Raw genomic sequence first — 13232 nt, forward strand, 5'->3', positions numbered from 1 at the left:
GTTCCGACGGTCCGGGATCCGGGGCGCCGTGGTGCTCGTGGCGGCCGGCTACCCGGTCAGCGTCGCGAAGACGATGACGTTGTCCTGGTAGCCGTCACCGGTACGCGGTCCGCCACAGGTGATGAGCCGCAGCTCGGGGCGGTCCACGTCGCCGTACACCTCGTCCGTCGGGAAGTCCGCCTTGGCGACCGTGCGCACGGCCGTGACGGCGAACACCGCGGACCTGCCGTTCTCCAGGCGCGCCTCGACCTTGTCCCCCCGGTTCAGCTCCCCCAGGTGACGGAAGACCCCGTCCCCGTAGGAGCCGACCGTGACATGGCCGAGGATCACCGAGGGTCCGGTCTGGCCCGGTGTCGGTGAGTGCCGGTACCAGCCCGCCCGGTCGTGCGCGGTGATCGGCGGCACCTGGACGGTGCCGTCGGCCGCCAGCCCCAGCTGCATGACCGACGTGTCGACCCCGATGGCCGGGATCCTCAGGCCGACCGGGACCGAACGCCCCAGTGCCGACGCCGACTTGGCGGGCGGCGGGACGGAGGTCTCGGACGACACCGACGACGGCGGCGGACTCGCAGAGCCACCGGAGCTTCCGGTCGTGGTGCCCGGGCCACCGCAGGCGACGAGCAGCGAGGCCAGCGCCGCCCCGGCGAAGGCGCGCCTGGAGAGGGGGCTCATACCCCGTTCGCCCGGCGGCGGCGCACGAGGAGGACCCCGCCGCCGAGGGCGATCGCCGCGGCGGCGCCCCCGCCGATGAGGCCGCCCGTGGCGGAGCCGGAGGACGGGGTGACCTCGCCGGTGTTCGGCGCGCCGCTGGGCCGGACGGAGACCTGGGCGTCGGACGGTGCCCTGGTCGGCTCGGCACTGGTGGCGGGACGCGGGGCGTCGGACGGCGCCTTGGTCGGCGCGGCGGACTGGCTGGGGACGGGCGTCGGGGTCCCGTCGGCGAACGCGGGCACCGCACCCGCCAGCACGGCGGCGCAGGCGAGTGCCATGGCACTGAGGCCGGTTCGACGCATGAATCGCTCTCTTTCATCGAGGGGCTGTCGGTCGGCCGTCGGTCGAGGATCGGCCGACGGTCGGTTGACGGATCGAGCGGAGAGACGAGGCAGCCGGCGGACGGGTTGTAAAGGGCCGGCAAAGTCGTAGATGGCCTTGCGGTGTACGGGAGTTGGCAGGCCGGTTGAGCGGGAACGGCGAATGGGCGGGAAGTGGGCGCAGCGATCTCCGGCCGCCACGACGCTGGTTACGTTGAGGCCGTGCGGACACCTCAGCAGTCAGGGAACGGCAAGGCGGGCGACTCCCGGCAGGCGCCCCCGCCGATCCGAACCGCCCGGCCGACCGCGTCCGCCGCGCACCCCCTGCTCGGCGTCCAGAACTCCGCGGGGAACAGGGCCACCGCCCGGGCCCTACGGCACCACCGCGCCGGAGCCCCCCGGCCCGCGCTGCCGGGCGTGGGCGAGCGCCCGGAGACCGGCCTCGAACTGCCCTCCTACCTACTGCACTTGCAGGCGGCGGGACTCTCCACGGCCTACGGCCTGACAGGCCACGAGTTCGTGCGGCACGCAGTGGCCGCGGTTGTCGGACACGGTGACGGAGCCGTCGGTGACCTCGCGGCCGAACTGGCCGGGCGGCCGGAGAGCTTCTACGGGCAGGGCCGCGCCTTCGCCGTCCCGGGCCGCACCGGCAAGGAGTGGTACGACGTGACGGTCGCCGTCCGCCGCGCCCCCGACGACCGGCCGCCCGCCTTCCAGTCCCCGGAGCGCCTGGCCGACACGCCACTGGGGACCGACGAGGCGGAGCTGGAGGACGCCGAGGGCAAGGACACCAAGATCGACGTCCAGCACAACAGCGGTGCCACGGTGAGCAGTACGGCCGGGAGTTCGTCGAGCAAGGGCGCCGGCGGCATGGGCTTCGGGCTCGCGCCGGTCGCGCCGGGGCTCTTCCTCGGCGGCGCCGCCACCGGCAACGTGCAGCCCTGGCAGTCCTCCCGGGAGTCCCGCCGGCAGAAGAACGTGGCCGAGCCCCGCGTCCTGCGCAGCGACAAGGGTTCGGTCGAGGTGACGCGCAAGGTCGTCCACGACGTACGGGTGCGGCGGCACGGCAGCGCGGACGCGCAGTCCTTCCAGGGCGCCGGCACGCTCACCCAGCGGGTGCCGACCGAGCATCTGGTGCCGGTCGGCACCAGCGCTCCCGCCGCGCCCCGGCCGCTGCACGCGGACCCCGTGCGGGCCGCCGCGCTCGCCGCCTCGGTCTCCAAGGCCGACTCTCTGGCGCCCGTCGCCGTCGTCGAGACGGGTGCCCCGCACCGCGGCGGGGGCGGTCTGTTCGACGCGGTCGCCTCCGTGCTGCACCCCTCGATCACCGCGTCCGGCGCGCCGGGCCGGGCCCGGCTGCAGGAGGCGACCGCCACGGCGACCGTCCTGGAGGACCTGCCCCGGCTGCTGCGGGACGGGGTGGTCGGCGAGGACCTGCGGTCCAAGGACGGCAAGACGGCGGGCAGTTACCACCTGCGTGCCGTGCTCAGCGGCCTCTCCCCCGCCTGGGGCACCGGCAGGACCCAGCTGCGCACCCACCAGCAGGGCCAGGACACGGTCGCGGAGAGCGCGGGCAAGGGGCGCGCGGTCTCGGGCGGCGCGGGTCCGGCGATCGGTGTCGGCCTGTCCGGCAGCGCGGCCGTCGTGCGGGCCACGGCCATGCCGGTCGCGGGTGCCCGCAAGGCGCGCTTCACGGCGACCGAACAGACCGTCTCCAGCCGGCAGGGCGCGGAGGTCCGGGGCGAGAAGGCGCTCTACTCCGGGACGGTGACCATCAGCGCGGAGGGTACGGGTCCGCGGTCGGCGGAGATGATCCTGCACCCCGAACGCCGGACCGCCACGCACTCGATGAGGGTGTGGATGAGTCTGCGGGCCGACGAGGCGCAGGCGCTCGGCCTGCCGCTGCCGCCGGGGATGACTGCTGGGAAGTTCGTCGAGAAGCCGAGGCGGACCGACGAGAACGGCGCCGAGGTGGACGTCGAGCGCCATCTCCCTTACGGCGGCAAGGGATCCAACGTCGCGCTCAGTCAGATCGACACCGGGCCGATGGTGCGGGCCGTGCGCGAGATGTTCGCCACCGATCCCCGACTGGCGGGCTATCTCCCCGCGTTCGGCACCAACCCGCCCGGCACGCACACCAGCAACGAGGAGGCGGAGGTCCAGCGGCGCAACTACCGCGAGCTGATGACCGCCCTCTCGGAGACCAACCTCCGTGTCAACAAAGACCAGTTGCTGTCCACCGGTCTCACGGTCCGGCTGCGCCGCAAGACGACCATGCACGCCCACGACGTGCACCTGCGGGTCAAGGGCGACCTGGGCGACACCACCTATCAGGGCGACATCAAGGACTGGCTGGTGCGCGCCCACTCCGGGGTCACCAGCAACGCGCAGAGCGGGCGCAGCAGTTCACGCTCCATCGGCGGTCTGGTGCTCGGCCAGGCCCGGTTGATACCGGGCGTGCTGACCGGCGCGGCCCGCTACGAGCGGCAGAGCACCGGCAACCGGCGCAACCAGGCCGGCCCCACCGGCCGCTCCGACATCGTGGCCAACGGCTCCGAGTCGGCGAGCGCCTTCGCGGCTCCCCTGCGCCTGGACGTGGACGTCACCATGACGTCCCAGCCGCGCAAGCTGGCCCGTACGGTCACTCCCGGCTCTCCGGGCCAGGACGCACCGGCGTCCAGGCCGCTGGGCGGGCTGCACCTGCCGGAACAGGACGTACGGCTGCTGACGCCGACGGAGTTCACGCTGGACCAGGAGGGCAAGGAGCGGCTCGACGCCGTGGTCGAGGCCCGCAAGGCCCAGCCGTCCAGGCCCGATCACGACTTCGCCGCCGAGGGCATCGGCGACCTGGCCGCGGTGACCCCGAGGCCGTCGGCCGGACGGGTGCTGCGGGACTGGCAGTTGGTGGAGACCCTCGACGGGGAGCCCGTGCGGGCCCTGGCCTACGAGCTGCTCGCCCGGGCCGCCGCCCGCGACAAGGGCCTGCGCGGGGACACCGCGCTGGAGGCGGAGGGGCTCGCGCCCCGGCAGGCGCTGGAGGAGCGGTTCGGTGAGCGGTCGATCCAGGGGGCGCTGCGCCAGGCCGCGTCCTCGGGCTGGGTGGTGAAGAACCTCCGCTACCCGCGCCGGCTCGCGGCCCTCAACGGCTCGGTCGGCACCCGGATCGCCCTCGCCAACCCGAAGTATCTGCACACGGGTTCGGGGCCGGGCACGGAGACCTTCGTGCTGGGCGGGCACCAGTCGGCCGGGCAGGTCGGCCAGAGCACCACCAGCACGGTGCAGATCGGCGCGACCGTCACCGAGAACGCCCCCGAGTGGCGCACCGGCCAGGGCCTGTCGTCGTTCCGCACCTCGGGCGAGGGCGACACCCGGGCCGCCGCCGTGTCCGGCACGGTCGAGCGCAACACCCACACGCCGAGGAAGGCGCCGCTGTACCTGGTCCAGTGCGATGTGCTGGTGAACATGGTCGCGGAGGTCAAGGTGACCGGCGGCGGCCCGTACGTGACCAAGGGCGCGCGGACGCTGCCGGGCGCGGCGGGGGTGTGGCTGACGGAGGCGCAGCTGCCGCCGCGGATACGGCGGCAGTTGGGGCTGGACACGGAGGTGCCGGCGACCAAGGCCACCACGGCGTCGTCGCGGGTGCAGGGCGAGAGTCAGGCGGAGAGCTCGCGGACGGCGCAGGAGCGGGCGGACCGTAAGCAGGGGTCCGAGGAACAGCGGGCCGTTCGGGAGCAGGGGTCCGAGGAACAGCGGGCCGGGGAGCCCGCGGCCAAGGACTTGGCCGGCTCGTCCGGGGTCTTCGGGTCGGCGGCGGGGCCCGCCACCGGTCCGGCCCTCCGCGCCGACGCGGCGCTCGGCTTCGGCGCGATCGAGGATCTGCCGGACTTCGTACCGCTGTTGACGCGGCTGCGCGCGAACCTCGCGGCGTCCGGCCAACAGGCCGTTGCCGACGCCGTGTTGCCCCGGCAGCAGACCAAGGACCGCAACGACAACGTGCAGCGGCTGCTGCGCGTGCTGGACCGGGACGGTTCGGCCGGGCTGCTGTCGAGCGCCATGGACGGCGGGGTCACCGTCGAGCTGCTGGACGGCCGCAACACGCCGTACTGGGCGGTGTTCAAGGTCTCCCGCACCGGACCCGGCACGTACGAGGGTGACGTGGACGACGGCCGGGACATGGAGTACATCACCGCGGCCGTCTCCCAGAACGCCACTTCCCACGACGAGGGCGCGATGACCGGCGTCGAGGGCATCGTCGCCGGGTCGGGCAAACCGGAGGGCGGGGCCGGTCAGTTGAAGAGCACGGGTGGCTCGCTGGGCCTCGGCTACGCGTCCGGCGACTCGCGCCGCACCGGCGGCGCGGCCCGGGGTCAGCTCGGCATGAAGACGGTCGCGGAGGCGAGCGCCGCGCCGTCGGCGAAGATACGGGTGCCGATCCGGGCGAGCCTCGAACTGTACAAGCGGGACCTGCGGGTGGGGCTCGCGCAGCTCGGCGACAAGAACATGGCGCTGACCCACCGCGTCCTCAAGAGCGACCTGGCGGCGCTGAATCGGGTGGTCGCCCCCGCGGCAGAGCGGCGGCCGACTGCCGGAGCGACCGCCGGTCCGGCCGCCGGGCGGCCCCCGACCGGGCTCGGCGCCTGGCGTGCGGGCGGGGTGCGGCTGCCGATGGAGGCGCAGGTCAACGGGTTCCAAGGGGTCACGCAAATACGGCAGTTGCTGGACTCGGCGGTCCGGCAGGCGGGCGGTGGCGGCCGGTTCCGGGACAAGGGGCAGGCCGCCGCGTACGCGCTGAACGAGGCGGTCTCCACCGAGTGGATGATCGCCGCGCTGCCGCTGCTCACCTCAGCGGGGGCCGAGTTGCCGCCGGTGCACGCCTCGGGTGCGGAGGGGCAGGACCTTCGGGCCTCGCTGCACGCGCGGCTGCGGCAGGGGCGGGTGCTGGGCGTCGGCGACAGGATGACGTTCGAGACGGTGGGCCAGAGCCACCTGGACGCGCCGCGCCCGACCCAGACGGACGGGCAGAGCTCCACCGACCGGAGCCGGGCGGCCCGGCCGATGGGGGGTGCGGGACTGCTCAACGCGGACGAGTTCCGGCTCAACCAGCTGATGGGCAACACCGGCGGCTCCGGCGGCGCGGCGGACGCCACGGCGAACCAGGCGGGCTCGATGCCGCTCCACAAACCGAAGATGAAGTCGGTCCTGGTCCAGTTCACCCTGGACGTCAAGGTGGTGGCCCGGCTGACCAACCGCGTCCGCACCGGCCGCACGGAGACGGTGGAACGCGAGACGACCCTCGCCCGCCCGGTGGTGATCCGCATGCCCGAGCCGATGGTCCGCCGGATGCTGCAGGCGGAGGGTGCCAAACTCCAGGACCCGGACGACCACCTGGGGCTCAGGGCGACGGTGGCCCCACCGCCTCCGCCGTCCGGCAGCTAGGGCTCCGAGCACCGTACGCAAGCTCTAGTCAGCCCCCAACGCCTGCGGCAGCTCTCCCCGTCTCCGTATCCCCAACTTCTTGTACGTGCTGGTGAGATGGGTCTCCACGGTGCGGCGAGCCAGGTGGAGGAGGTCGGCTATCTCCGTGTTCGTGCGGCCCTGGGCGGCGAGTTGGGCGATGCGGCGTTCGCTGCCGGTGAGGGAGCGGGAGCCGGTGCGGACCAGGGCGGGGCGGCGGGCGCCGCCTTCGCGCAGGGCCTCCTCCGCGAGGGTCCTCAGGCGCAACGCGCCCAGGCGTTCGGCGCGTTCGGCCGCCTCGCGCAGGCATTCCCGTGCGCGGGCGCCCTCGGCGGCGGTCAGTTGGCGGCCCTGGGCGAGGAGGGCCGCCACCAGCTCCGGCTCGGCCGTGGCCGGCGCCGCGCGCAGCAACCGTACGGACTCCTCGGCCAGTTCGAGGCCGCGGCGGCCGCCGGTGACCGTGCCGAGGGTGCGCAGGGCGCGGCCCACCGTGCGGGGCGTGCCCCACTCGCGGGCCAGCCGCAGCTCCTCCTCGGCCAGCGCCAGCGCCTCGCGCGGGTCGCCCAGCGCGAGCCGGCACTCGGCGGCGGCCGAGCGCCACGGCGTGACGACCGGGCTGACCACGTCGCGTGCCGTCTGGCGGCGTCCGCACTCCAGGAAGTCGTGCAGCGCCGCCGCCGGATCGCCCGCGGCGGCCCGCTGGAGTCCGCGCGCGTAGAGGAACCGGTTCAACTCCCAGGAGTCCGGCGCCTCCCGCAGGTCGAAGCCGTCCGCGAGCCGGCGTGCCTCGACCGTGCGGCCGGTCTCCACCAGCGCGATCAGGGTGTGCGCGTGCACGTTGGAGGGACCGTCGTGCAGCCTCACCGGCGGCTCCACCGGGAGGTCCGCCCACTCGCCGCGCACCGCCGCGATGTCGGCGCGGGTGTTGAGCAGCGCCTGGTGCATGGGGTGCAGCATCCCGGGCCGCTGACCGGCCAGGCCGCGCTCGACGAGCCGTTCCGCCTCGTCGAGTTCGTCGGCCCACTGGGCGACGGCGGCGGCGGTGCCCAGCAGGAAGGGCTCGGTCAGCGGGTCGGCCGGTTCGGCGAACAGGTCCCGCACCTGGCGCATGGCGTCGGCGGCGGAGGTCAGTCCGGCGGTCGCCGCGTACCGGACGAGCAGGGCGCGGGTGGCCGGGCCGACCAACTCCGGTGCGTGCTGGGCGCGTTCGCACAGTCTCCGGTACACCTCGCGGCGGACGGTCTGGTCCTGTTCGGAGAGGAGGGCGGAGGCGCTCTGCAGGATGCCGGCCAGGTCGGGGCGGCCGACCAGCTGCTCGTCCAATCCGTGCAGCACCTCCACCGCGGCCCGGGCCCGGCCGCGCCCGGCGAGCGCGGTGCCCAGGGCCATGGCGGCGCGCACCCGGTCGTGCGGCTGTGCGGGCAGCCCGAGGGCCTCGGTGAGCCGGGGTATGCCGGCCGAGGAGCCGCGGCCCGCGCACTCCAGGGAGCCCAGCTCGGTCAGCAGCCGCTGCCGGCGGTCGTCGGGCAGCGTCTCGTCCAGGGCCCGGCGCAGATACTCCACGGCGTCCTCGGGGCGGCCGTCGCGCACGGCGAGCGTGCCGGCCTCCTGGAGCACGCCCGGCGCCCAGGAGGTGCCCACCCGGTCGGAGACCAGGAGTTGGCGGGCGACCGCCTCGGTGGGGGCGCCCCGGTGCAGCATCGCCTCGGCGGCGGCCCGGTGCGCGGCGCGCCGCCGGGTCATGGGCACGCCGGTGAGCACCGCGTCCCGCAGCAGCGGATGGGCGTAGCGGGGCCGGCCGTCGGCGTCAGGGCGCAGCAGGCCCAGGCCGGTCATCGCGGTCAGCCAGCCCGCCACCCGTGCGGGGTCGGCGCCCGCCAACTCCGCCAGCAGCCCGCCGAGTTGACCGGCCGGCTCGACGTCCTCGGCGCCGGCCGGCGCGTGGTCCCAGCCCTCGTCGAGGGCGGCGAGGGCCCGCGCCACCTCCGCGGTGCCGGGTCCGGCGCTGTCCAGCCACCACGACACGGCCGCCGAGTACTCGCCGGGGTAGAGGGCGGCGGTCGTCTCGGGCACGGTCGCGGGGCCGCCGGGCGCGCCGAGGTCCTCCAACAGGGCACGCAGGAGCAGCGGGCTGCCCGCACCGGCCCGCACGCAGTCGGCCACCCAGGAGGGGCGGGCCGCGGGGAACTCCGCGCGCACCACGAAGGCCGCCCGGTCGGAGGTGAGCGGGGCAAGGGTGTGGGTGTGCACGAGGGCGGGCGAGAGGGTGTGGGTCAGGCCCGGGGTCGGCACGTCGATGTCGTACTGGCTGCGTTCGGTGACGGCCAGCAGGACGGGCTGCCTTAATCGGCCCACGTGCCGGGCGACCTCCACGAGCCAGCGGTGGGAGGGGGCGTCGGCGAGGTGGATGTCGTCGACCGCGAGCAGCAGGGGGGACTCGTCGGCGTAGGAGCGCAGGACGCGGCGCAGCAGGGCGGCCCGGTCGCGTTCGCTCGCCGCGGGGCCGCCGTCGTCGAATTCGGGTACCGGGCCGAGGAGTTGGAGCACCGTGGCGAAGGGCGCCGTGGTGTCGCCCGGGGAGCAGCGGGCACGCAGCACGCGCATGCCGTGGGCGGCGGCGTCCGCCGCGGCGGCCTCCAGGACGGTGGTCCGGCCGGTGCCGGTGGCGCCGCGCAGCAGCACCAGGCTCCCGGTGCCCGCCCGGGCACGGGCCGCCGCGTCCGCCAACAGCGCGGCGGCTTCCCGATGTTCGCGCGGTCGGTCATGGTGCGCCTGTGACATCCCTGCCTCCTTGCTCGGACGTGCCGTGTTCCGCTGTCGAGGACGACCGCGGGAGCGGGTAGGTGACGTGACAAGTCCCACGGTGGCCGGAACCCGTCTTCGGGGAACCGGGCGCCCCGCCTCGGTCGTGGTATCCGTACCGCCGATCTCGTGGTGCTGCTCGTGGTGCTCCACGATTGCGCCCGCCCCACCCGTCACACGAGTGTGAGGAACACACGCCTGCCACCGCCCGCACAGAGATGACAGGCACGTGGACATGGGGGAAACGCTTGCTCAGCTCATCGCGGACCACACGCTCCGGTACGGCGGACGTGCCCGAGCGGATACCCGTGGCGGTGCACGCACCCGACCCGATCCTGCGCGAAGGGGCGACCGGGCAGCTGCGCCGGTACCCGGAGATCGAACTGCGCGAGGAGTCCGGCCCCGGCACGGTGGCCCTGCTCGTGGGCGACGTGCTGGACGAGGCCACGCTGACCCGATTGCGCCGGCTGGTGCGCAGCGAGGGGGCGCGGGCGGTGCTCGTGGTGAGCTCGCTGCGGGAGACCGAACTGCTCGACGTGATCGAGTGCGGGGTCGGCGCCATCGTGTGGCGGCACGAGGCCACGGCGACCCGTCTGGTGCAGGCCGTGATCGCCGCAGCGCGCGGCGACGGGGACCTGCCGGCCGATCTGCTGGGCCGGCTCATCAACCAGGTCGGGACGCTGCACCGCAGCGCGGCAGGCCGGACCGGCGCACCCTCCTCGGGGCTGACGCCGCGCGAGGTGGATGTGCTGCGGTTGGTCGCCGAGGGACTGGACACCGGAGAGATCGCCGCCAAGCTGTCCTACTCCGAACGCACCGTCAAGAATGTCATGCACGGGTTGACGACCCGACTGCATCTGCGCAATCGGGCGCACGCCGTGGCCCATGCCCTTCGGGAAGGTTACATCTGACCGGAAGGGCAGCCGGGGCCGCCCCCTCGGACAGGACGTTGTGCCCCGCCGCCGTCCCCTGCGTGCCTGCGGGGGCGGGGCCGGCCGGGGGCAGGATCAAAGAGCGGCAGGTCAGGCACGCGATCGGGCACGGCAGGGCGGGAGCACGACGGTGATCCACGAAGTGGACGAGGTCCTCAAGGAGTTGCTCGGCGGCGGCGCGCTGGCGGGTTCGGGGATCGACGTCGCCCTCGACGCGCCGACCCGCGACTGGGCCGCCCGCCGCAACGCGCCCACGATCAACGCCTACTTGTACGACATCCGTGAGGACGTCAACCGGCGTCAGCGCGGGCATGTACCGGTGCGCGACGACCGGGACGTGATCGTGAAGCGGCGTCAGCCGCCGCGCTGGTTCCGGCTGTCGTATCTGGTGACGGCGTGGACGAAGCAGCCGCAGGACGAACACCGGCTGCTGTCCGCCGTGTTGGCCACGCTGATCCCGCGCGAGCTGATCGCCCCCGAGGAACTCCCGGGCTCGCTCGGCGCGTTGGGCCTCACGGTCGGACTCTCGGTGGCCGGCATCCAGACGGAGGCGCGCTCCTTGGCCGAGATCTGGTCCGCGCTGGGCGGTGAACTCAAGCCGTCCCTCGACCTGGTGGTCACCGCCCCCTTCCCGGCCTACCCCGAGTACGACGCGGGCCCGCCCGTCACCGAGGGCGCCGCGGTCCGTGTCCGCACCATGGACGAGGAGCAGCCGGTCACCGAGGAACGCGCCCACCGCCCGGTCCAGGTGGCCGCCGCCCGCGACGCCCGCACGACGGCACGGCTCGGCGAGGGCACGGGGACGGGGACGGGCAGGGACCGGACGTGACGACACAGACCCCGCGCAGTGCGCCGCCCGACCCGGAGACGTACACGGAAGGACCGTCGGACCCGAAGACGTACGCGGAAGGGCCGTCGGACACGGAGACGTACGCGGAAGAATCGTCCGGCACCGAGCCGTACGCGGAGGTGCCGCGCCAACAGGCGGCGGACTCCGTCTCCGGCAGCGCCGCCGCGCTCGTCGCCCGGCTGGACGTCCTGCGCGAGCGCGTGGCCGCACTGGTCGAGATCCGCTCCGCCAACGACCCCACGGCCGGCGACCCGCTGCGCGGCCTGTACCTGTCGGACGAGGCGATACGGCATCTGCTGCAGCCGGTGGACCCGGTGCGGGAGGCCATCGCCGACGCCCGCCTTCTCGCCGGGTCCGGCGTCCCGCAGGACCGTCTCGTCGCCCTCGCCGCGCGTCTGGGGCTCGCCGAGTTCGACGCGGTGCTGCTGCTCATCGCCCTCGCGCCCGATCTCGACCGCACCTTCGAGCCGCTGTACGGGTATCTGAACGACGACGTCAGCCGGCGTCGGGCCACGGTCGCGCTGGCGCTGGACCTGCTCGGTGCGCCCGTGCACTCGGCGGGCGCCCGGGCGCGGTTGCATGCCTCGGCCCCCTTGTCGACGCTCGGGTTGCTCACCGTGGAGGAGCCCGAGCGTCCTTTCCTCAGCCGGTCGTTGCGGGTGCCCGACCGGCTCGTGGCCCATCTGCTCGGCGACGACACCCCGGACGCGGCACTCGCCGGGCATCTGCACCGGCTGCCGTCACCGCCCCCGTCGTACGACCCGCAAGAGCCGTTCCAGGACGGCGAGTTCGCGCCCTTCGTGCACCGGCTGGCCGCCGCTGTCTCCGCCGGGCCGCTCGCCGTCTACCTCCGTGAGCGGCGTGAGGGCGAGGGGCTCGCCTGTGTCGCAGCCGCCCTGCACACCGCGGGCGTGCCGGCGCTGCGCTTCTCGGGTCCCGAGGACCGCGTGCCCGACCTGCTGCGGGAGGCCCGGCTCAGCGGCCGGGCGATCGTCGTCTCCGGACTGCCGGACCAACCGGCCGGGCTGATGCGGGAGTTGATGAGCGCAGCCGACGTGCCCGTGCTGGTCACCGGGCCGCGCCCCTACGACCCCCTGTGGTGCGAGCACGACCCGCTCGTGCTGGACGTGCCCGCGCAGCAGGCGGAGGCGGTACACACCTGGTCGGCCGCCCTGGGCGAGGAGACCGGGTTCGATCTGGCCGCCGTCGTCGCCCCCTACCACCTCTCCGGCGACCGCATCGCGCGGGCCGCGCAGGCCGCAACTCAGCTCGCCCGCTTCGACGGCACCCCGCTCTCCCCCGCCCATCTGCGGCTGGGCGCCCGGCAGCAGTCCGCGTCGGGGCTCGAACAGCACGCCCGCCGGATCCACCCCGCCGTCGACTGGCAGGACCTCGTCCTGCCCGACCGGCCGCTCACTCAGCTGCGCGAACTCGCCCTGCGCGCAAGGCATCGCGACCGGGTGCTCGGCGACTGGCGGCTCAGCGCGGGCGGTGGCCGGGGCCGGGGTGTGCTCGGGCTGTTCGCGGGCGAGTCCGGCACCGGCAAGACGCTGTCGGCGGAGGTGGTCGCCGCCGAACTGGGCCTCGACCTCTATGTCGTCCAGCTCTCGTCCGTGGTCGACAAATACGTCGGCGAGACCGAGAAGAACCTGGAGCGCATCTTCTCCGAGGCCGACCGCACCGACGCCGTGCTCCTCTTCGACGAGGCCGACGCCGTGTTCGGCAAGCGCTCCGAGGTGAAGGACTCGCACGACCGGTACGCCAACATGGAGAGCGCCTATCTGCTCCAGCGCCTGGAGTCCTTCCACGGCATCGCGCTGCTCACCACCAACCTGCGGGCCAACATCGACGAGGCGTTCACCCGGCGCCTGGACCTGGTGGTCGACTTCCCGTTCCCGGACCGCCACCAGCGGCTCGCCCTGTGGCGGCAGAGCCTGTCCCACGTGCCGTGTGCCGGGGAGCTCGAACTCGGGCCCGTGGCCGCCGACTTCGAGCTGGCCGGCGGCTCCATCCGCAGCGCCGTGGTGACCGCCGCGTATCTCGCCGCGGCCCGCGACGACCTCGTCACCGGGACCGACCTCCTGGAGGGCGCCCGCCGCGAGTACCGCAAGGCGGGCCGGCTGGTGCCGGGTGAAGGGTCCTGGTAGTCGCGGCCTCCGGTGG

At 74.5% G+C, this 13232-nt stretch carries 7 protein-coding genes; 4 read left to right on the forward strand and 3 right to left on the reverse strand.

The features are described from left to right. Nucleotides 1-48: 48 nt before the first annotated feature. Both ACIQI8_RS17340 and ACIQI8_RS17345 read right to left on the reverse strand, forming a co-directional pair. Nucleotides 49-672: a class F sortase gene (locus tag ACIQI8_RS17340; protein ID WP_402350723.1), complete on the reverse strand. Its 624-nt coding sequence runs from the start codon at nucleotides 670-672 to the stop codon at nucleotides 49-51. Then, on the reverse strand, nucleotides 669-1013 hold the full coding sequence (locus ACIQI8_RS17345) for a sortase-dependent protein (RefSeq protein ID WP_402350726.1): 345 nt from the start codon (nucleotides 1011-1013) through the stop codon (nucleotides 669-671). Before ACIQI8_RS17345 ends, ACIQI8_RS17340 begins: the two co-directional genes overlap by 4 nt. Before the next feature lie 240 nt (nucleotides 1014-1253). Here ACIQI8_RS17345 and ACIQI8_RS17350 point away from each other — a divergent pair, with 240 nt between their 5' ends. Continuing rightward, entirely contained in the window at nucleotides 1254-6467 is a 5214-nt protein-coding gene (locus ACIQI8_RS17350; protein WP_402350729.1) for a hypothetical protein, read from the forward strand. 24 nt (nucleotides 6468-6491) lie between these two features. Here ACIQI8_RS17350 and ACIQI8_RS17355 read toward each other — a convergent pair whose 3' ends face one another. Further along, nucleotides 6492-9266 (reverse strand): AAA family ATPase, encoded by a 2775-nt coding sequence (locus tag ACIQI8_RS17355; RefSeq protein WP_402350732.1) that lies wholly within the window; start codon nucleotides 9264-9266, stop codon nucleotides 6492-6494. 269 nt (nucleotides 9267-9535) lie between these two features. On the opposite strand from ACIQI8_RS17355, the gene ACIQI8_RS17360 reads away from it, so the two are divergent. The 3 genes from ACIQI8_RS17360 (at nucleotide 9536) to ACIQI8_RS17370 (ending at nucleotide 13216) form a co-directional block, all read left to right on the forward strand. Beyond that, nucleotides 9536-10198, forward strand: a complete 663-nt coding sequence (locus ACIQI8_RS17360; protein ID WP_280880068.1) for a response regulator transcription factor — start codon at nucleotides 9536-9538, stop codon at nucleotides 10196-10198. A gap of 151 nt (nucleotides 10199-10349) precedes the next feature. Continuing rightward, nucleotides 10350-11048 (forward strand): DUF4255 domain-containing protein, encoded by a 699-nt coding sequence (locus tag ACIQI8_RS17365; RefSeq protein ID WP_402350735.1) that lies wholly within the window; start codon nucleotides 10350-10352, stop codon nucleotides 11046-11048. Between the two features lie 140 nt (nucleotides 11049-11188). Next, the gene (locus ACIQI8_RS17370; protein WP_402353960.1) at nucleotides 11189-13216 is read left to right on the forward strand and encodes an AAA family ATPase; all 2028 of its coding nucleotides are present in this window, start codon (nucleotides 11189-11191) and stop codon (nucleotides 13214-13216) included. Nucleotides 13217-13232 lie beyond the last annotated feature (16 nt).

It is taken from the genome of Streptomyces sp. NPDC092369, from assembly GCF_044755245.1.
Lineage (GTDB): Bacteria > Actinomycetota > Actinomycetes > Streptomycetales > Streptomycetaceae > Streptomyces.

Excerpts from the sequence above, each read along its gene's own strand:
- ACIQI8_RS17345 (WP_402350726.1), bottom strand. The coding sequence starts at position 1,013 with ATGCGTCGAACCGGCCTCAGTGCCATGGCACTCGCCTGCGCCGCCGTG.
- ACIQI8_RS17355 (WP_402350732.1), bottom strand. The coding sequence starts at position 9,266 with ATGTCACAGGCGCACCATGACCGACCGCGCGAACATCGGGAAGCCGCC.
- ACIQI8_RS17340 (WP_402350723.1), bottom strand. The coding sequence starts at position 672 with ATGAGCCCCCTCTCCAGGCGCGCCTTCGCCGGGGCGGCGCTGGCCTCG.